The sequence below is a fragment of the Parapedobacter pyrenivorans genome, assembly GCF_014636865.1.
In the GTDB taxonomy this organism is placed as follows: Bacteria; Bacteroidota; Bacteroidia; order Sphingobacteriales; family Sphingobacteriaceae; genus Parapedobacter; species Parapedobacter pyrenivorans.
The window spans coordinates 1,689,588-1,710,562 of sequence record NZ_BMER01000001.1 but is presented as its reverse complement, the minus strand read 5'-3'; the positions used below and the strand labels follow the sequence as shown (position 1 = coordinate 1,710,562).

The 20,975-nt window shown below is 49.8% G+C and carries 16 protein-coding genes; 8 read left to right on the top strand and 8 right to left on the bottom strand.

Annotated elements, in window-relative coordinates; genetic code table 11:
* Positions 1–106: 106 nt before the first annotated feature.
* The 4 genes from IEV98_RS06710 to IEV98_RS06695 all read left to right on the top strand — a co-directional run bounded on the left by IEV98_RS06710 (position 107) and on the right by IEV98_RS06695 (position 4,842).
* Complete coding sequence (locus IEV98_RS06710) at positions 107–2,251, top strand: tetratricopeptide repeat-containing sensor histidine kinase (protein WP_188505104.1); 2,145 nt, start codon at positions 107–109, stop codon at positions 2,249–2,251.
* Positions 2,248–2,883: a response regulator transcription factor gene (locus tag IEV98_RS06705; protein ID WP_188505103.1), complete on the top strand. Its 636-nt coding sequence runs from the start codon at positions 2,248–2,250 to the stop codon at positions 2,881–2,883. Before IEV98_RS06710 ends, IEV98_RS06705 begins: the two co-directional genes overlap by 4 nt.
* Before the next feature lie 91 nt (positions 2,884–2,974).
* Positions 2,975–4,303: an OmpA family protein gene (locus IEV98_RS06700; RefSeq protein ID WP_188505102.1), complete on the top strand. Its 1,329-nt coding sequence runs from the start codon at positions 2,975–2,977 to the stop codon at positions 4,301–4,303.
* 35 nt (positions 4,304–4,338) lie between these two features.
* Positions 4,339–4,842 carry a hypothetical protein gene (locus IEV98_RS06695; RefSeq protein ID WP_188505101.1) on the top strand — a complete coding sequence of 168 codons (504 nt, stop codon included), beginning with the start codon at positions 4,339–4,341 and terminating at the stop codon, positions 4,840–4,842.
* On the opposite strand, the gene mfd is transcribed toward IEV98_RS06695, so the two are convergent.
* On the bottom strand, positions 4,836–8,180 hold the full coding sequence (gene mfd / locus IEV98_RS06690) for a transcription-repair coupling factor (protein WP_188505100.1): 3,345 nt from the start codon (positions 8,178–8,180) through the stop codon (positions 4,836–4,838). The genes IEV98_RS06695 and mfd overlap by 7 nt on opposite strands.
* 44 nt (positions 8,181–8,224) lie before the next feature.
* Positions 8,225–10,279: a tetratricopeptide repeat protein gene (locus IEV98_RS06685; protein ID WP_188505099.1), complete on the bottom strand. Its 2,055-nt coding sequence runs from the start codon at positions 10,277–10,279 to the stop codon at positions 8,225–8,227.
* Positions 10,280–10,481: 202 nt separating this feature from the next.
* Here IEV98_RS06685 and IEV98_RS06680 point away from each other — a divergent pair, with 202 nt between their 5' ends.
* The 4 genes from IEV98_RS06680 (at position 10,482) to IEV98_RS06665 (ending at position 13,338) form a co-directional block, all read left to right on the top strand.
* Positions 10,482–11,555, top strand: a complete 1,074-nt coding sequence (locus IEV98_RS06680; protein ID WP_229738608.1) for a serine hydrolase domain-containing protein — start codon at positions 10,482–10,484, stop codon at positions 11,553–11,555.
* A gap of 24 nt (positions 11,556–11,579) precedes the next feature.
* Positions 11,580–12,032: a carboxymuconolactone decarboxylase family protein gene (locus tag IEV98_RS06675; protein ID WP_188505098.1), complete on the top strand. Its 453-nt coding sequence runs from the start codon at positions 11,580–11,582 to the stop codon at positions 12,030–12,032.
* A 164-nt stretch (positions 12,033–12,196) separates the two neighbouring features.
* Positions 12,197–12,571: a hypothetical protein gene (locus IEV98_RS06670; protein ID WP_188505097.1), complete on the top strand. Its 375-nt coding sequence runs from the start codon at positions 12,197–12,199 to the stop codon at positions 12,569–12,571.
* Positions 12,572–12,708: 137 nt separating this feature from the next.
* Positions 12,709–13,338: an LEA type 2 family protein gene (locus IEV98_RS06665; protein WP_188505096.1), complete on the top strand. Its 630-nt coding sequence runs from the start codon at positions 12,709–12,711 to the stop codon at positions 13,336–13,338.
* On the opposite strand, the gene rfbB is transcribed toward IEV98_RS06665, so the two are convergent.
* From rfbB to IEV98_RS06635, 6 genes are all read right to left on the bottom strand, one after another.
* Entirely contained in the window at positions 13,335–14,387 is a 1,053-nt protein-coding gene (rfbB, locus tag IEV98_RS06660) for a dTDP-glucose 4,6-dehydratase (RefSeq protein ID WP_188505095.1), read from the bottom strand. The genes IEV98_RS06665 and rfbB overlap by 4 nt on opposite strands.
* A 6-nt stretch (positions 14,388–14,393) precedes the next feature.
* On the bottom strand, positions 14,394–14,975 hold the full coding sequence (locus IEV98_RS06655; protein WP_188505094.1) for a hypothetical protein: 582 nt from the start codon (positions 14,973–14,975) through the stop codon (positions 14,394–14,396).
* A gap of 9 nt (positions 14,976–14,984) precedes the next feature.
* Positions 14,985–16,013, bottom strand: coding sequence for a UDP-glucose 4-epimerase GalE (gene galE, locus IEV98_RS06650; RefSeq protein ID WP_188505093.1), 1,029 nt, complete (start codon positions 16,011–16,013; stop codon positions 14,985–14,987).
* A complete protein-coding gene (locus IEV98_RS06645) occupies positions 16,014–16,997 on the bottom strand; it encodes a UDP-glucuronic acid decarboxylase family protein (RefSeq protein WP_188505092.1) in 984 nt (327 codons plus the stop codon).
* 155 nt (positions 16,998–17,152) lie between these two features.
* Positions 17,153–18,286, bottom strand: coding sequence for a radical SAM family heme chaperone HemW (gene hemW / locus IEV98_RS06640; protein WP_188505091.1), 1,134 nt, complete (start codon positions 18,284–18,286; stop codon positions 17,153–17,155).
* An 8-nt stretch (positions 18,287–18,294) separates the two neighbouring features.
* Positions 18,295–20,955 (bottom strand): PQQ-dependent sugar dehydrogenase, encoded by a 2,661-nt coding sequence (locus tag IEV98_RS06635; protein WP_188505090.1) that lies wholly within the window; start codon positions 20,953–20,955, stop codon positions 18,295–18,297.
* Positions 20,956–20,975 lie beyond the last annotated feature (20 nt).

Here is a 20,975-nt window from a genome sequence, read left to right as displayed (position 1 = left end):
CGGTAATATGTATATCTTTACTTATCGAATCCGATTTAACATGTATAACCGATTTGAAATCACTCGTCTAAGATTAATACCTTTTGATTTTATACGGATGTTGCTAATGGTAGGCTGCCTAGGAGCTGCACAAGGAGCTGCCGCGCAATCGCCGGATTCGAAATTCATTAAAAACGTTGATGAATTGCTGTCAAAGACCCGAGTAGCTATGCTTCATTCAGCGTATGACTTGGCATTGGAATATGCACAGTCGGCCATGCGTGAGGCCAAGGAGATCGCCTACCAACGGGGGGAAGTACAGGCTTACGATGCGTTGGCAGAGCTGATGCTACAGATGGGAAGGAGCGCAGACATGAATGAATACGACGCCCAGCTTGTCCCTTTAGCTCAATACCTACGCGATACCTCATTTTGGGCAAACGGATTGAACCGGCAGGGTATTTACCTCATGGAAAATGGGCGACCCAAGGTCGCTGAGCAACGGTTTCTTGAGGCATTGAATCTTGGATTAGAAAAACGACAGACCCCCAAGACAGCCGAAATATACAGTAACCTCGGCTCAAACAACCTCGCCGTGGGCAACAATGAAAAGGCTATGGAATGGTTCTTCAAGGCATTACGGTTGTATGAAAAGCACCAGCAATTGAAGGGTATGGGTGAAACATTCAGCAATATTTCATCGGTCTTTTATCTCATGCGAAACATCGACGATGCCATCCAGTTCCAAAGGAAAAGCATCGAGGTACGCAAAGCAATCAATGATGAAGCGGGCTTGGTAATCACCCATGTCAACATCGGGCAACTTTATATTCTCAAGAATGATTTCCCGTTGGCTTTATCACACCTACAGCAAGCGGTGTACCATGCCGATAACCTCAACAACGCTAACCTACAGGCCAGTGCCTACGCGGGAATGGGTACGTATTATAGCCGGAACAATGTGTTGGATACGGCATTACAATGGCATGCCCGGGCAATCAGAATTTTTGAAGACCTAAACAATAAAACGCAATTGTCCCGGCTATATGTATCGACAGGATCGCTTGCTCACCGCACCGGCGATTCGCTCCAAGCCACGAAATACTTCCACAAGGCGCTTGATCTTGCCCTGTCGTTGAAAAACAAGGAAAACATAGCCAATGCCAACCTACACCTCAGCCGCTTTTATGAAGACCATCATGATATGGCCACCGCTTTCAGTTACTACAAAGTACATCGTAATTATCGGGATAGCATTGCTACCCAAAGTGCAATGGCGGCGATCGAAGAAGTACGTACCGAATATGAAACGGAGAAAAAGGAGGCTCAAATCGCGCAGTTAACTTCCGGGCAGCAAATCAAACAACTCCAGATCGAAAAGCAAAACGCGCTGTTGGCTGGCAACCTATTGGAGGCGAGACAAAACGAGCTGCGAATCAAACAACAGGAGGAGGCGTTAGAACGACAGACCCTTATCGCGCAAAATACCGCCCAACAACTGCAGCTGAACAAACAGGAGAAAGAACTGCAGAATCGTCAACTCAAAAATTCACGCAACCTACGGAACGCAATATTAGCCGGCATGTTGATCTTGGTGGTCATCGGTTATTTCTTGTTCAACCGTTATCAACTCAAACGCACCATCAGGAATCAACAACACTTACTGGATATTCGCAACCATATTGCCAAAGACCTTCATGACGAGATTGGCTCTACGCTCACGAGCATCAAAATCCTTTCCGATGTTTCGGGCAAAAAGCTAAAGGACGATCAGGGAAAGATCTCAACGTATCTGCAACAGATTGCCACACAATCGGCCTTAGCTCAACAGGGCATGAGTGATATCGTATGGGCAGTAAAGCCCGACAACGACAAACTGGAAAGCATGCAGATACGTATGCGGGAGTACGTCGCGCAGACGTTAGAGCCCACCGCGATAACCGTGAAGTGGTTATTGGATGCTAGATCGGCCAATATAACCTTAAACATGGAACGGCGGCGGGATTTCCTGCTTATTTTTAAGGAGGCAATTAACAATGTTGCGAAGCACGCACGTGCTTCGGAGGTAATCATCAGGCTTCTACATAAGCCGCACCATGTCGTACTATCCGTTGAAGATAATGGACAAGGATTTGATATAAACGGCCGACGGACCTCGAGTGGACTGGCCAACATGCGGAAACGTGCCCAAACATTGGGCGGAAAACTGGATATAGACACCGGTAGTCAAGGCACATCCATCAAATTAATTTTGCCATTGGAACAACAATGATGACCAAGGTATTACTATACGACGACCACAGCGGATTGCGTCTGAGCATACAAGCGCTCCTTGATGCAGAAGACGACATGGTGCTGACAGGGGCGTTACCATATGCGTTGGCCGTGACGGAAGACATCAACCAATATTCGCCGCAAATCGTGCTGATGGATATTGATATGCCCGGCATTTCGGGCATCGAAGCGGTAAGGCGTATTCGAGCTACCGATGAGACGTTGCCCATACTGATGCTTACCGTTTTTGACGATAACGACCGGATTTTCGATGCCGTATGTGCTGGAGCATCGGGATATATCCTGAAAAGTTCGGCGCCGGAGGAGCTCCCGCAAGCCATCCGGAGTGTATTGAGCGGCGGAGCCCCAATGACTGGATCGGTAGCCCGTAAAGTATTGCAGATGGTACCCCGTGCACGCCAAATACAGCACGAAACCTATTACCTTTCCGATCGGGAAACCGAAACACTTCAACTCCTCGTAAATGGCTATAGCTATAAAATGATTGCTGCCGAACTGAACCTGAGCATCGACACCATCCGGTTCCATATCAAGAAAATCTACGACAAGCTGCACGTACATTCGGCTACGGAAGCCGTATCCAAAACATTGAAAAACAACATCCTGTAGCGACAACCACATACTTATGTAGTTGACACCCATATGGATTAATCCGAGCTTTGAGTCAGGAAAATCTGTAGCGGTGAAAAACTAGTAAGTTATGAATGCGATTTGTATATGCCTTGTTGTTGGCCTGATGACCTTCCCCCACCATGTCGATGGCCAAATCCTGAAGAAGCTGGCAAAAAAAGCAGAGGAAGCAGCCGAACGGACCATTGAACGGCGAGTGGAACGGGAAACCGAGGAAAGTACCGACAAAGCACTGGATAAGGTGTTTGAAAAGGATAATAAGACGAAAGATAGCCCCAACCGTTCAGCTGACCAATCGGCCGATGGTATGATGACGAGTGGCGATGCCGCCGTAGGAGCTGCAACTACCAGAACATTTGCTTCGTATGGAAAATTTGATTTTATACCCGGCGACAACGTGATTGCCATCGAGGACTTCGCGCAGGACGCCGTGGGGGACTTTCCGGCCAAATGGAACACCAACTCAAGTGGAGAAGTAAGAACCATCGAGGGACGAGAAGGAAAATGGTTGGCACTGACCACTAAGGGTTCGGTGACGCCAGATTTTATCACTGAGCTTCCTGAAAACTTCACGTTGGAATTTGACTTGGCGGTAACACCCGACTATAGTTACTACGATGCTAGTTTATGGATTTCGATGGCCAGCTTCTCCGGCTCAAGCGGATTTACCGCATGGACACAGTTTGGAGCAGGCAAGAAAGATGGCGTGGTGGTGACGATCCACCCACAGGATGCCGGAGGCGCAGCCAAAGGAAGGAGTGGCTATTCCTTTTGGGAAGGAGGTAAGGTAACCATGGAAAACGATATGGGAGCACTCGATGCTTTCAACAATAAAGATAAAAACATCGTAAAAATATCCATATGGCGCCAAAACCAACGGTTGCGCTTCTATGTAGATGAAACGAAGGTATGGGATCTCCCCAGGGCATTTGCGAAGGACGTACAATACAATGGGCTGGTGTTTGACCGCGATGGGGCTGCCGAAGGAAACCAGTATCTCATCAGCAACCTGCGGCTGGCTGTGGGGACGCCCGATACCCGGAGCAAACTGATTAAGGAGGGTAAGTTCTCTACCACGGGCATCTACTTCAATTCGGGCTCAGCCGTCATCAAACCGGAATCATATGGGATACTGAAGGAAATCGCCACGGTGTTGGAAGAAAACGCCGCAGTACACGTATCCATAATCGGATATACCGACGGCGACGGAAGCGATGAGCTAAACCTTAAGCTATCCAAAGCGCGCGCGGAAGCTGTTAAAGCAGCGCTTGACGGCGAATTCGGAATTAGTGGCGATCGGATGCAAACTGATGGCAAGGGTGAAAGTGAACCGGTGGGTGACAATTCCACACCTACCGGTAGAGCGCAGAATAGAAGAGTAGAATTTATTAAAAAATAATCTGCATACCTATCATGACAAAAACGATGAACACGATGAAAAACCTTTTCGGATTGCTACTGCTCGCGGGCGGCCTATCATGCAGTAGTAACAGCAACAGGCCTGATGATGATCTGCCATCCGAAGCTTTTCTCCTCGTCAGGGGCGACGTATCATTAACCGCGACGCATATCAACGCCTTTGGAGCAAGCCTACCCGGAGGGGCAGGATTCGTTGCTTCCATCGTCGGAAAGGGTGAAAGCACATTTCCAAGCTTGAATATCGATATTCACCCGTTCAACAACGAAACTGGTTCGCATACCTTCACAAAAGGCAGCAACGGCCACATAGCCATTAACGTAGCTGCCAACACCGATGGTTACTACACTACCGATGAGATTGGGGCTGGTGGCACCGTAACCATCACCAAGGTGTATAAACGGGGCGTATACAGCTTGCTGGCCGGCACCTTCGAAGCGACCCTCGTTAATCCAAATAACGATGAAGACATCATCCGGATCAGCGGCGAATTTCAGGACACCGCATATCCGGACTATTGACTGTTGAGCTGCGCCATATCCCGCAGAATTAAAATAGCCTGCCCAATATCAGGCACCTGCTCAAAGGCGATACGCAGCGACCCTTTCACTTCTTTAAGGTTGCAGATCGTGGGATTGAGTTGTACGAACTGCAATACCTTGCCAAACTGATCACTTTCAAAATAGCTGGGATTGGTGGAGAAGTAACCACGCAGGATGTTTTTCTTGTAGGAAATTTTTTCTAAACCAATGGCTTTGCCCAGCCATTGCAAACGTAGTGTGTTGAGGAGCTCTTCCACCTGCCGAGGCACAGGCCCGAAACGGTCGCGCAATGAGCCTTTAAACGCATCCAGCTCCTGCTCGTTTTCGAGCTTGGCGATTTCATTGTACAGGTTGTACCGCTCCGCCACGTTGGTTACATATTCATCGGGAATCAATACTTCCAAATCGGTATCGATCTGGGTAAAGGATACAAAATCGCGCGGCTTTACATCTTGGAAAAGTGAAGAAAATTCATCGTCTTTCAACTCCTGTATAGCCTCATCCAGTATCTTATGATACATCTCAAAACCGATCTCGGCAATAAACCCACTCTGTTCCGCGCCCAATAGGTTACCGCTCCCCCTAATATCAAGGTCGCGCATAGCGACGTTGAACCCGCTACCAAGTTCCGAAAATTCTTCGATCGCATTGAGCCGCTTATAGGCTTCCGCAGTGAGCGTGGATAGCGGCGGACTGAGCAGGTAACAAAACGCCTTTTTGTTTGACCTCCCCACACGGCCCCGCATTTGGTGCAGGTCGCTTAGGCCGAACATATGGGCATGGTTGATAATGATGGTATTGGCATTGGGGATATCCAGTCCGGCCTCGATGATGGTCGTGGCTATCAACACATCATGCTCATGGTTCACGAACTTGAGCATCACATCTTCAAGCGCGTCACCTTCCAGCTGGCCATGCGCCACGCCCACGCGCGCATGGGGAACCAGCTTTTTGATCATGTTGCCCAACTGCGGCAAATCAGCCACCCGGTTATGGATAAAAAAGACCTGCCCCCCGCGATCTACTTCATAAGAAACAGCCTCCTGTATGAGCGTCTCGTTAAAAACATGCAGCTCCGTCTGTACGGGTTGCCGGTTTGGTGGCGGGGTATTAATGATGCTCAGGTCGCGTGCGCCCATCAATGAAAAATGTAGCGTACGCGGAATGGGTGTAGCCGTAAGGGTGAGCGCATCCACATTGGCACGGATTTGCTTCAACTTTTCCTTCACGCCCACGCCAAATTTCTGTTCTTCATCGACAATCATCAAGCCGAGGTCCTTGAACTTGACATCTTTGCTCACCAATCGGTGGGTGCCGATGATAACATCGAGCTTGCCGTCGGCCAGTCGCGCCAATGTTTCCTTGATTTGTTTGGTGGTCTTGAAGCGGTTGATGTAATCGATATTGCAAGGAAAGCCTCGCAAACGTTCCATAAACGTACGATGGTGCTGCATGGCTAAGATGGTGGTAGGCACCAGTACCGCTACCTGTTTGCTATCAGCCACGGCCTTAAACGCCGCACGGATAGCCACCTCGGTCTTACCAAACCCTACATCACCACACACTAAGCGATCCATTGGATGGGGCGACTCCATATCGCGTTTTACATCCAGAGTCGCTTTCTCCTGATCGGGGGTATCTTCGTAGATAAAGGAGGCTTCCAGTTCAGTCTGGAGGTAGGTATCGGGACTAAAGGCGTTACCGGTCTGTGCCTTACGCTTGGCATACAGCTTAATCAGGTCGCGGGCAATATCCTTAACTTTTTTTTTAGTGGTCTTTTTCAGCTTGTCCCACGCATCGGTACCCAGCTTGTTCATTTTGGGTACGCTGCCTTCTTTGCCCGTATACTTCGAAATGCGATTGAGCGAATTGATATTGACGTAGAGTAAGTCATTGTCGGCATAGACCAGGCGAATCATCTCCTGCATTTTGTCATTTACCTTTACCTTTTCCAGTCCGGCATATTTGCCGATACCGTGGTCGATGTGCGTGATGTAGTCCCCCGGTTTCAGGTCACGTAGCTCCTTGAGTGTGATGGCCTGAGAACGCTCATAGCCCTTCTTGCGTTTATATTTATAATACCGATCGAATATCTGATGATCGGTATAACATGCAATACCCAATTCCGTATCTGAGAAACCCTCACGCAACGCCGTATGAATCGGCGTAAAAGTGACCGATTTGTCCAGATCATCGAGGATGGTGATTAGCCGTTCAATCTGCTTCGGTGAATCACTGAAAATGCAGTTCTGAATATTAGCCTGCTCGTTTTCCTTGAAATTATGGATCAGCAGGCTAAAATCCTTATTAAATGACGGCTGCGGCCGCTGGGAGAATACGATAGTCTCGTTTGCCTGATAAAGAAATTGTTTACCGAACTCCACCACGGCAAAATCAAACAGTATGGCCGCCAGGTTTTTCTCATCGATAAAGTTGAACTTCGGGTCCACCCACTCCGGGTTCTGGAGTTTGTCGGCTTGGGGAAGCGCTTTCCATAACTCGGCAGCTTTTTTATACCCTTTGGCAATAACATCCATTGTAAACTGTACGTCTTCAAACCATATGGATGAATCGGCAGCGATGTATTCCAACAGCGAAATATTACCCTCGGTTAGAAATTTTGCCTGCACATTAGGTACGATGGTGACCGTGTGAATTTTACTTACGGATAGCTGGCTTTCGATATTGAAGGTCCGGATACTTTCGATGTCGTTACCAAAAAATTCGATGCGGTAAGGAAGGTCGTTAGAAAATGAAAAGATATCAACAATGCCGCCCCGAATGGCGTACTGCCCCGGCTCGTAAACAAAATCCACCCGCTCAAATTCGTATTCCTGAAGGAATTCATTGATAAAGTCGATATCGAGACTTGTACTTTGTGTAATTTCGAGCGTGTTTTTTTCCAGGTCGTTGCGATTGATTACTTTTTCAGCCAACGCTTCGGGATAAGTAACCACCATTTTCGGCAGTTCGCTGGCATGGTTGAGTGTGCTCAGCGTTTCAGCCCGCTGCAATACATGGGCGCTGTCTGTCTGCGTAAAATCGAATGCTTTGCGATAAGAGGCAGGAAAAAACAACACCTGCTTGTCCAATAAGCCTTCCAGATCGCTTAGGAAATAAGAAGCTTCTTCATGGGTGGGCAGCACAAACACTAAAGGACGTTCCTGTAGTTGATAGCATGACACCGCCACCATCGCATCAGCCGACCCAATCAACCCCTTAAGATGGATTTTCGGGTTTTTGCCGAGCAACGTTTTTGCCAAAGCAGCTACCTTATCGCTTTGACGGTATTCCGCTAAAATATCACTTATACCCACTATCTTAAAAACGGGGCAAAGGTACGGAAAAAAACAAGGTGGACTCAATTAAAACTGACCCCCGTTCGAAAAGGAGGATACACGAACTCCGTTTCTTGGGTTTCCAGGATAAAAATGGCGATTTGCACACGGGTTCCCTCAACGCGATCTTCCGGGTCCACCAGGTTTTCGATGCGCCATTGGATGTGATCTCGATAACTCTTGTTGAACAGGTCGACCCGCTTATCGGTAATTTTATGCCCCATACTCTTATGCCCCGACTGTGGCGTTCGGTGTTCAGCCAATCCAACACCGTTGTCTTCAATCGTTAGTTCGATATGAGTGGCGCCTGATTTTGCGACGATCCGGAGCTGTTTCTCCTTTCGATTTGAAGGCGATAGGCCATGACAAATTGCATTCTCGACAAAGGGTTGCAACAGCAGTGCCGGAATGACATCCCGCTCCTCCCATTGCTCCATTTCATTCACAATATGATAACTAAAGCCATCGTCAAAGCGATTTTTCTCCAGTCTCAGGTATTGGTCCAAGAGCTTTAATTCATCGGAAACGCTGTGGACAGGCCGATGGGAAATCTCCAGCACCCGACGCGTGAAACAGCTGAAATCAACCAGGTAATCGAGTGCCTTTTTATTTTCATTTTTCTCGACCAGAAAACGGATAGAACCCAGGCAGTTAAACATAAAGTGTGGATTGATTTGCATCCGCGTGGCGATAATCTCCGCCTCCATGAGATTCTTGTCATACAGCGCCTTCAATCGGGCGTCTTTCTGTCGCTTAATCAATTCATCCGACCGTCTTTTTAACCGTCTTACCCGTATCTTAAAAAAACCGAACCCGAAGATCACCGCTAAAAGGCCAGCCATTGCGAATATAATCAAATTCCGGCGGTGCAGTTTTGCTTCAGCCAATTGCTTATCCTTGGTGAGCAGTTCAATTTCAGCCTCTTTGCTCTCAAAGTCATATTGATGCTTGATGGCCGAAATCGCGATTTCCTGCTGGTGGAGTGCCAGGCTATCCTTGTACTGCTGGCTTATCCGGTAGTAGGCCAGCGCCCGCTTGGTGTCACCTTGCTGCTCATAAACCGTTGAAATCAACTCAGCACTGCTTTGTATCATCGAATTGTTCTGCAGGTCATTGCCCACATCATACGCCTGGAAATAAGCGGCCAGCGCCCGGCTAAGCTGACCATTCCGCTGAAAAACATCACCAATACTGCTCAACACCGTGGCCTGCCCCAATTGGTTGTTCAATTGCTCATACAGCTTCAATGACCGCTCGAAATACGTTCTTGCCGTCGGCAGGTCCTTGTTTTCACGCAGGTAACTGTTGCCGATGGCTTCCAAAGTGATGGCAATACCCTTCGTATCGTTCATCCCCTCGTTCAGCCGTTTCAATTCAAATAGGTATTTGCGCGCTGTTTCGTATTCGCCGATTTCGTCGTAATAACTCCCGATGGAGAGGTAGTTCATCGCCTGTCCTAGCGTGTTGTTGGAAGCTTTGGCAATTTGAAGGGCACGCCGCAGATGACTCAGTGCTTCCTGTTCGCGACCTGTGATATTCATCAGGGCAATGCCCAGTCCGTTGTTGGCAATCTCCTGGTTTTTTGCATCCTGTTCCTTTTCGGCAATCGCCAAGGCCTTTAGGTAATATTCAACCGAAACATCAAAGTTCCCGTTGTGGCGGGCGGCAACCCCCGTGTTATTGGCAAAGATCATTTTGCTCAGTGGCGGGATATCGAGCGATTCTGTCAAATCGAAGGCTTTCTGGTGCATTGGTATGGCTTGGGCATAATATTGATGATACCGGTAAAGCAGCCCCAGGTTATCCAATGCCTTTGCGTACAAATAGGTATCCCCTAGATCAACTGCATGCTGCACCGCATCTGAGGCGAGATTCATGCAGCGATCGCCGTGCTGTCCTTGGCGGTGGTATAACCGCGATACTGCCATTTGCGTCTCCACATATGCCGAGTCTATGGGTCCATGTTTCAGTATCCGCTCCAGGCTATCCAATTGATCCCCCTTCACAGCAACTGGTAGGAGAACAAAGAAACCGACGATAACCGCGGTTATTCGTTTCGATAGGCTACTCGATTTCATAATTGGCGTACTATACTGCGAAGGTACTATTTTATTTTCCGAGACTGAAAAAAATCCACTTGCCGTTTTATCGTCCTAAACAAGCACCTTACTTTGTCACCTTCCTGGGCAAGGACATGCCGGCGAAGCGCAGTTGGGAAGCAGGCAGCTCATAGTCACCCGGAATACCAAAGACATTATAAATAATTCCTATTTTTACTGCATGATGCTGTTATCCGTACGCTTCCTCGCCCTGCTCGTGTGCAGTTTGGCCCAGCCAGCAACCGCCCAAGATACGGTGGCGATCGACCGCATCCTTGCGGCCTACGAGGGTGACAACCCCGGGGCGGTATTGCTCGTCATCCAAGACGGAGCGGTATTGCTGCAACGGTGCTATGGCTATGCTGACCTCGAACACCAAAAAAAGATGACCCCAGCAACCAACTTCAGGCTGGCATCCGTGAGCAAGCAATTTACGGCGGCGGCTATCCTGCAGCTTATCAATGCGGGAAAGTTGGGATTGTCTACTACATTGTCCGAGGCGTTCGCTGACTTTCCGGCATATGGTGATGTCGTCACGGTGAAGCATCTCCTCACGCATACGTCTGGGATACCCGACTATGAAGATTTCGTGGCAGATACCGCCTTCAACCCTCAAATCAAAGACCAAGGGGTATTGGATATCCTCATGAAATTGGACAGCGGATATCTCACGCCCGGCCACCAATACCGGTATAGTAATTCGGCGTATGCTTTGCTAGCGCTGATGGTCGAAAAATACAGTGGCCAGCCATTTGCCGCTTACTTGCAGGCACATATCTTTAAGCCATTGGACATGACCACGACCCTTGCTCATGAAGCAGGTAGATCTACCGTATCGACGAGGGCATTTGGATACACCAAAACCAATAACCATTGGGAGCTTCGGGATCAAAGCGCCACCAGCGCAGTGCTGGGCGATGGGGGTATTTACAGCAACGTGCTGGATCTATTCAAGTGGGATCAATCCCTGTACAGTGACGGGACACTACCTGACCACCTCGTTAAGCAGGCATTTGCCTACAATACGTTGACCAGTGGCGATACCGTAAAATACGGATACGGGTGGCACCTCAAACAAAACGAAAGCGGCGACAAGGTGGTCTACCATACCGGTAGCAGTACGAGTTTCCGGAATATTTTTTACCGGGTGCCCGCCCGTCGATTCAGCATCATCCTATTGACAAACAGGGACCAACCCGTGGAAGAAGACATGCTTATCTTGGCAGAGCGGATTGCCAAAGCTATCAGCGAATAACTATTTTTGAACATAAACGATATCATGAACGAACGTATTCACATGACAGATTACCCGACCGGCTTATTGGAAGGGATGCGGAAAACACAGGATTACCTGGAGCAATCCGGTCTAGACCAAGGGCTGCTCGAACTCCTATACATGCGTGTGTCGCAAATCAATAGTTGCGCATATTGCATCGATATGCATTATAAGAAAGGGATTCACTACGGGGAAACCACGCTCCGACTTATTTCGGTGTCTGCGTGGCGCGAAACGCCTTATTATTCCGAAAAAGAACAGGCCGTATTGGAATTTGCTGAAAAACTGACCCATATGCCCGCAGAAGAGCACAGCGACGATCTGCATCTCGCGCTACTGGAACATTTCAACAAGCAGGAAATAGCCATCCTCTCACTCGCTGTGGCACAGATCAATTCCTGGAACCGGCTGATGCGTTCATTCGGTGCGGTACCAGGCAAATTCAAGACAGAATAAAAGCACTGATTTACAATTATTTATCATCAACAAATACAATCACAACCCGGCTTGTCTCCGTCTCTGGCACAACCTTTGCCTTTTCTATGCTGTAACAAAACGATAATTTTATGAAACCTGCATGAGCTCATGCAAGCTTCATAACCGTTTAAAACTTTAAAAAGATGAAAAATACAGCGAAAATGATCGGAACATTAGTGATAGCGTCATTGCTATTTATGGTTTCATGCGATAAGGACACCGATCCTTCAGACAGGGATGTATTCGTAGGTACATATGAAGGAGATATTTCATTCAGCAACGGCGAAGAGACGATTATTGACGAAGATGGCCGTGTGACGGTCGCAAAAGTCGGCGATTCGTATTCCTTTGTCTTTGGCAGTGGTATCCCCGACATCACCGGCGTTAAATTCGAGGCAGATGGTAATACGCATGTGAGTATCGGCGAAGGGCTCACCGGTATAACGATAACGGCAAGCTCGCTAAACATGCTGGTGACAAACGACCGAGGTACGTGGACAGCTGATTGCAGCAGATAAAGGGACAAATAGACTTCAAAAGCAAAGGGCCGGTAACCGGCCCTTTGCTTTTGAAGTCTATTTATACAGACATTTAGTCAACTAAATCATACAAATCAAAAACGAGTTTGGCCCCAATGTTGTGCAGGGTATGTCCGATGAGAAAGATTATAGGATTCACAGCGATAGTTGCGCTGCTTGCGGGCTGCGGTATAGACCGGCAGGCCAAGGAATTGCGGGCACTCGAGAAATGCCGATATGAATTTGTTTCGGCCGACAGTGTTCTTCTGGCCGGTACCGATGTAAATAAGCTCATCGCGAACGGGCGCGTAGATGTGAGCCGGCTACCCGGTGTAGCAATGGGCTTCCTCAGCCGTGATATCCCTCTTTCCGGTGTATTAAATCTTCGGATAACAAATCCGACAAACAATCTGGCCGGCATTCAGCAGTTTGCCTATAAAATAGAAGTAGAGGGTAGGGAAATCTTAGATGGCACGTCCGAATTGCCGATTGAGGTGCCCGCGGGTGAAACCGTCACGGTACCGGTACGGCTAAAGACAAACGTGTATAAATTCCTTTCCGATGGGCAGACACTCAAGAAACTACTGGCTTTCATCCAAAGCGCACGGGATGGAGCAACGGATGAAAAGGTGAACCTCACATTCAACATCAAGCCTACACTCGCGCTGGGCAATAAGCAAATCAATTATCCTGGCTATATCCGCGTTGACAAACAGGTTGATGCCCATTTTCTAGTAAAAAACGGGCTTATACCAACCACACGTTAACGCTTCACATACTGTTCTTCGTAATACTGCTGATAGTTCCCAGAAGTAACGCTCGCTAGCCAGTCTTCATTGGCAAGGTACCAATCTACGGTCTTTTCCAGCCCTTCCTCAAATTGCAGGCTTGGTTCCCAACCCAGATCATGCTTCAGCTTCGTCGCATCGATGGCATAGCGCAGGTCATGCCCCGCCCGGTCCTTCACATACGTGATCAACTTCGCCGACTCTCCCTCGGGCCTGCCCAGTTTCCGGTCCATGATGCTGCACAGCAGTTGGATAAGGTCAATGTTCTTCCACTCGTTATGTCCGCCAATGTTGTAGGTCTGACCGGAAGCCGCCTGATGGAAAATTACGTCGATGGCCCGTGCATGGTCTACAACCCACAACCAGTCCCGTACATTCTCTCCCTTGCCATACACCGGCACAGATTTATTGTTCTTGATATTATGGATCGCTAACGGGATGAGCTTCTCGGGAAAATGATGCGACCCGTAATTGTTGGAGCAATTGGAAATCACGATGTCCAATCCATAGGTATCGTGGTACGCCCGTACAAAATGGTCGGATGATGCCTTAGATGCGGAGTAGGGCGAATGGGGATCGTAGCTAGTTTCCTCGGTAAACATACCGGTGTCACCGAGGGCGCCATATACTTCATCCGTAGATACGTGGTAGAACCGATGTTTATCATAGGCGCCTTCCCAATACTTACGTGCCGCATTCAATAGGTTAACGGTACCCACTACATTGGTTAATACAAACTCAATCGGATTGCTGATCGAGCGGTCTACGTGTGATTCGGCTGCCAAATGGATGATGGCATCGGGCTGCTCCGTAGCAAACAGGTTATCGATAAACCCGGCATCCGTAATGTCGCCCTTTACAAAGCGGTAATTGGGCCTTGCTTCGATATCCTGGAGATTGGCAAGATTGCCCGCATAGGTAAGCTTATCCAAATTGATGATTTCGTAATCGGGATAGGTGGTTACAAACCTCCGCACCACATGCGATCCGATAAATCCGGCTCCGCCGGTAATAATAATCTTGTTCATATTAAATTATGCTTCTTTTGGTAGACCCAACGCTTCCATGTAGGGTCTCATACCCGATCGGTGCGCAAAGGCCAACGCTTCATTCAGCTCCTCCCGGAATTCAAATTGCAGATCTTCGTGCAGCTTTTCAAATTTGCCAAGGATGTATTTTATACGCGCCGCTTGATAACTCAACAGCCTCTCGTTACGACCATATAAATTCGCTTCGAAAAGCTTGTCAAAGCGGGCGAAGCTCCTTGATACTAAAAATAAACGAAGCCGCACCTCGCTCATTTTATCTTTGGTGACCGCAAAATGCTCATTGACGAGTCCACTTCCATATTTCAATTCGCCCATCAACTGGTCCGAATGACGGTATTGATTGGTATTGGGGACGTGTTCGCCAGCACGATCGAAGAGCAGCTCCAACTGGCGATGGACGGCCTCACTCCGTTCATCCAGATCCGCTTCATTCTCCAACAACTGGAAATGCAGCTGTTTCATCAATAGCCGGTCTTTGTTTATCAATCGCACCAAGAGCTTGTCTTTTTCCCGTTGGGGGAGGTCAAGTATTGCCTTTTTCAGCTCTGGTTGTTGATTGAGTGACATCTCCTGAACTTAGCTTAACGGATGGTCCTCCAAATATTGTTCCCAATTCCAGGCGGATCGCATCATTTCCGCGATATCCAATTCGGCTTTCCAGCCCAATTCTCGGGTCGATTTAGACACGTCTCCCCATACCTGTTCTACATCGCCGCTACGGCGTGGCCCGATCTGGTAGTTGAGTTTCACGCCGGTGGTTTCCTCAAATGCTTTGATCACTTCCAATACCGAATTGCCGCGACCGGTACCGATGTTAAACACATCGTAACTGCCGTTCGGATTGCCTTTTTCGAGTAGTCTGATCGCTGCCACATGTGCCTTAGCCAGATCCACCACGTGGATATAATCACGAACGGCCGACCCATCCGGGGTGTCGTAATCGTCTCCGAATACGGTTATCGGTCCACGCTTACCGATGGCGCTCTGCGTGATGAACGGCACCAGGTTCTGTGGCACACCCAGGGGTAATTCGCCGATAAGTGCACTTTCATGAGCACCCACCGGATTGAAATACCGAAGCGATATGATGTTGTAGTTGTTGGATGCCGCAGCGGTCTCCGACAAGATTTCTTCGGCAATTTGCTTGGTATTGCCATACGGCGATTCGGCCTTCTTCACCGGTGCGGACTCTGTGACAGGCAGCTCGTCAGGCTGGCCGTAGACGGTACAGCTCGAGGAAAACACGAAATCAATCGGCCGCTCACGGTAAGCATTGAGCAGGTTTATCAGCGAGAAGAAATTATTGTGGTAATACTTCAGCGGCTGCTGCACGGATTCCCCCACCGCCTTATATGCCGCAAAATGGATAACGCCGGTGATATCCGCATTATCTGCGACGAATCGCTTAACCGCGGCTTCATCACACAGATCGAAATCATGGAATTCCGGTCTTACGCCCGTAATCTTTTCGATCTGGGCCAGTACGCCCACGTTCGAATTTACGAGGTTATCTACGATTACAGGTGTGTAGCCAGCACGCTGCAACTCGACAACGGTATGAGAGCCGATGTAACCCGTACCGCCTGTTACTAAGATCTTGCTCATTTATTTCTTATTGTAATAGGTAAAATCTTTATGTTTTATTTCCTTGTCGGGCAAGGATCTGAAATAGTCGTACGTAATCCGAAGCCCTTCAGCGCGCCCTACTTGGGGTTCCCATCCAAGCAGTTCCCGGGCTTTGGTGATATCCGGTCGTCGCTGCTTGGGATCGTCGACCGGCAAATCGTGGTACACCAGCTTTTGGGTTGTGCCCGTCAGTTTGATAATTTCTTCGCCGAACTGTTTGATGGTGATCTCGTCGGGATTGCCGATATTCACCGGATGGGAGTAATCACTGTGGAGCAGCCGATAAATCCCTTCTACTTGATCATCCACATAGCAAAAAGACCGCGTCTGCGAACCGTCGCCGAAGACGGTCAGGTTCTCGCCGCGCAGTGCTTGGCCGATGAATGCCGGCAACACCCGCCCGTCGTTGAGCCGCATGCGCGGACCGTAGGTGTTGAAAATCCGGACAATACGGGTTTCCAGACCATGGAACGTATGGTATGCCATGGTAATGGCTTCCTGAAAACGCTTGGCTTCGTCGTACACACCACGCGGGCCAACGGGATTAACATTGCCCCAGTATTCTTCGGGTTGTGGGCTCACGGTAGGGTCGCCATAAACCTCCGAAGTGGAAGCCACCAGAATACGCGCGCCCTTTGCCCGGGCCAAGCCCAGCAGGTGGTGTGTCCCCAATGAACCCACCTTCAGCGTCTGGATGGGAATCTTCAGGTAATCTATCGGACTCGCCGGAGAAGCGAAATGCAGGATATAATCCAGCTTACCCGGCACATGTACAAAGGTGGAAACATCGTGGTTGTAAAACTCGAAATTATCCAGCTTAAATAAGTGTTCGATGTTGCGGAGGTCGCCCGTGATGAGGTTGTCCATACCGATGACGTGGTAATCCTCCTTGATGAAACGGTCACAGAGGTGTGATCCTAAGAAACCTGCGGCACCGGTGATAAGTATGCGTTTTTTTGACATAATCTGCGCAGTATAAGCGACTAAGGGAACTTTTGATATTATGGTGCGAATATAAGGATTTATCACAAAGCTGGGGCAAGCTATCCCACTACAATCAAAATTTAGCGATCACTAATTTGATTTTGTCGACTTTTAACGACACGCACCAATCGTCCCTAATCAACAAATAATTCTGACGCAATGTGGTCAGCCAGTAACTTTCCTGCCTGTGTCAGGGTGGCCACCTGTCCGGTCAAGGACACTTCCGCGCTCAACACAAAGGGCTGAAGGCCTAAATAAAGTGTTTCACGGTAATGACTGCCGAATCGCTTTTCTACCTCATCCAAATCGAGCCCCCAAACGGTCCTCAAGGCTGTCATGATGTATTCATTGAGTTTGTCCTGTTCCGTTAACTCTTCCTTTTCACAAGGAATTCCTCCTGCATTAATGGCTCTGATATAGCGTGCATTGTTACTCACGTTCCATTGACGGGTAGTGCCGTTAAACGAATGGGCCGAAGGGCCGATACCGAGATAAGGCACGCCTTTCCAATAATTGCTATTGTGACGCGCGTAATTCCCTGGTCTGGCAAAGTTGGATATTTCATAGTGGATAAAACCGGCGGCAGTAAGTGTCTCCATCAAATACTCAAACTGGGCAGCACTTTGGCCTTCTCTCATGGGAATTTGCTTGCCTTTACGGACGGACACCCCCAGCGCCGTCTGCGGTTCCACAGTCATGCTGTACGCTGAGATATGCGGGATGCCAAATGCGAGCAACTGGTTGATATTATCCTGCCACTTTGCATCCGATAGCAGTGGGTAACCGTAAATCAGATCGGCCGTAATATTGCGATAACCAGCGTCCTGCACCCGCTTAATCGCTTCATGCGCCTCATTTGCGTCATGCGCACGGTTCATCCACCGCAGGTCCTCTTCAAAAAACGATTGAATGCCGATACTGAACCGGTTGATGGGTGTTGCCCGCAATGCCTGTACTTTCTCGTGGTCAAGGTCATCGGGGTTAGCCTCGATGGTGACCTCTGCATCGTGATGGATCGCAAAGTGTTTACCGACCTCATCAATAAGCCCATTCAGATCGGCCGCTGCCAACAGCGAGGGGGTACCGCCGCCGAAGTAGATGGTTTCGATCTGTTGCCCAGTCCCGCTTAGGTAGGTCTTCTGCAACGCAATTTCCCGATGCATGGCGGCCAACAGTTCATCCCGGTATTTCAGCGACGTGCTGAAATGGAAATCGCAATAGTGGCATGCCTGCTTACAGAAGGGGATATGGAAATAAATGCCGGGCATAAGCGGTCCTATTTCTGCCCTTCCAGGTAGGCAACCAACGACGCCAGCTCCTCAAAGCTCAATGCATTGGCGAGCCCCTCTGGCATCATGGACATATCCAGCTCCTTGCGTTCCTTGATATCCGCAGTTTTGATGTCGGTTGCCATACCCGCGATATTACGTATGGTGAGCTTCTCGGCCGATTCTGCCGTCACGAAGCCCATATGCATCTCACCGCTTTTCGTTTGGATCTGCACGGTCGCAAATCCCTGCGAAATCGATGCATTGGGTTTCAGTATCGATTCCGCAATCTTCTCTCGGTTCATGATTGAACCGATCTGCCCCATGAATGGGCCTTTCATGACTTCACTTTTATCGATACTATGACAGGCCACGCAGCCCTGACGCACAAAAATCGCTGCGCCCGCCTCGGGGTCGCCCTTGATTTTCTCCAGGGCCAACAGGATGTCTTCGATGGACGACTCGCCCACTTGCCCCTTCTTCTTTTTGATGGCTTCGAGGTCTACCTTCAGCGCTTCTTCTCGGGCAGCGTCCAGGTCGGCCGTACCGAACTGGTCGATGCCCAGTCGGTATTTGGTATTGAGGGCGCTGAAGACCTTCCGGCCGGCATTACCAGCTATCTCCCACTGTTTGATTAAGAAACCACGTATTGCCGGTGTGGAAGTCCATTCTTCCGTGCGATAGTAGGGCCCGTGTGTATCGGGCCGCGTGCCCCACCACCACGACGCATCGTAGGCCGGCTCGCGGTAGTAAATACGCGCCAGCGTATTGATTATTTTTTCGCGGTAGGCCGTGTCGTCCGTGTGGTCATAACTTCCGATCAGGGCGTCCACCACACGGTCATCGTGGAAATAACGCATCGCCCAGAGCGCCATATCAGCTTGTTCGCTGTTCAACGCATCGATACACTCCGCCACCGCATCCAGCGCCACCAGCGCTTTCACCGAAAGGTGCGGGATGATGATTTCCGCGTTTGGCGTTGCGTGCGGGCCTTCGGCACCGAGCGCAGGCGCCTTGAACGATGCGGGCACCTCAGTAGCCAGCAATTGGCCGATGGCCTGCCGGATACCCAGTCGGCCCACGCCGATGGTGGCAACGGCCTGTATACGCGGGTTCTCCGATCGCAGCGCGGCCAGGAACGGTTCCGCAGGTACAGCACCTGCCCACTCCTTACGGTCGGCCAGGGCACGAAGCGCAAACTCCTGCAGCGCGGTATCCTGCGCAGCCACTACCAGGTGGTCGATGCCTACCTTACCTGCCAGCTGCGCATAGGTGTATAATGCGGCTACCCGCTGCGCCTTGCCCAGCGAGCGCTTTTCAACCAGTTTCCATACGGACGAGGAGATTCGATCGCCGCCCCCCCTGCCCAGTAGTTCAAACTGGGCCGCTTGGCGCGCTTTGGCATCAGGCGATTCGAGCAGCTTAACCAGCTGGCGGTCCGACTTTTTGGTTACATCGGCAAAGGGTTGGTAGGTCCAGTCGCGGGGCACCGCACGGACGATATAGCCAATATCCGGACTACCGGAATACCCGGCGCCATCCCAGGCAGATAGGTACATGATTCCCGACCCGTCGATATCGATATCGGTAATCTGGGGCAACTGGATGAATGGTTCCTCCCGCTGCGTGTAGGTGGGCCCATCGGCCGTAACCGGGTGCCGGTATAGGTAACTACGGCCCCAATCGGCCATCAGTGGTGTTTGGTTATACATTTCCGGCCAACGGTGGTCGCTCAGGTAAAGCGACCCCGTGCCCGAGCCACCGCCCACATCCACCAGCGCCGGGATAATCTCTTCCGTATACTGCTTAAACAAGAGCGGATAACCATACTCGCCGGTCTGCAGCTGATGCGAAAACCGGATATTCCATCCGCCACCGTCGTTGGTATTATCCCGTGTAAACATATTCATATAGGGATCGATGGCCACGTCGTAGATGTTACGCAGGCCGTGCGTGTAGACCTCCATCTCCGTGCCGTCGGGCCGCACACGCAACACGCCGCCACCGAGCATAGTTAACCGGTTGCCATCGCGGTCGGTAGCATTATGGAAACCGAAATCGCCCACAGCAATGTAGATCCAACCGTCTATACCCAGCTGGATGCCGTTGGTGGCATGGTCTGTGCCCCGCTCGGCCAGGTAAGTGGGGTTGCTCAGGCCGGTAATCAGCGGTTGCGCGGCGCTGTCGGCCACCCCATCGCCGTCGTTATCCTCAAACACCACCAGGTCCATATTCTCCGCCTTCTTCGTTTCGGGCGAAAAGCGTGTATGCAGCACAAACACCTTGCGGCCCATGGCCAAAATGCCCCGGGGATTATCCACACGGGCGAATTCCGATTGCCCATCCAGGATGCCGTCCCCGTTGCAGTCGATCAGTTTTACAATCGCCCCATAGCCCATATCCTTACCTAAGGATCCCATCTTGTCTACACCCACATATACATCGCCCAGTGCCGAAACGGCCATGCACGCCGGACTTGGTACCAATCCGGCATCGGCAAATACACGGATATCCAACTCTTCCGGCCATTTCAAGCTACCGTTGAGTGAGTCGGTCATCGCCGTATATTGATAGGTACTGGCCGGCGTACAGTCGCGCGTTTCACTGGCGCAGCTCCAAACAGCGACAGCTCCCAAAAATGCGTATGCCGTATTAATCAATCCTTTCATAAGTTCTTTTAAGTTCATTA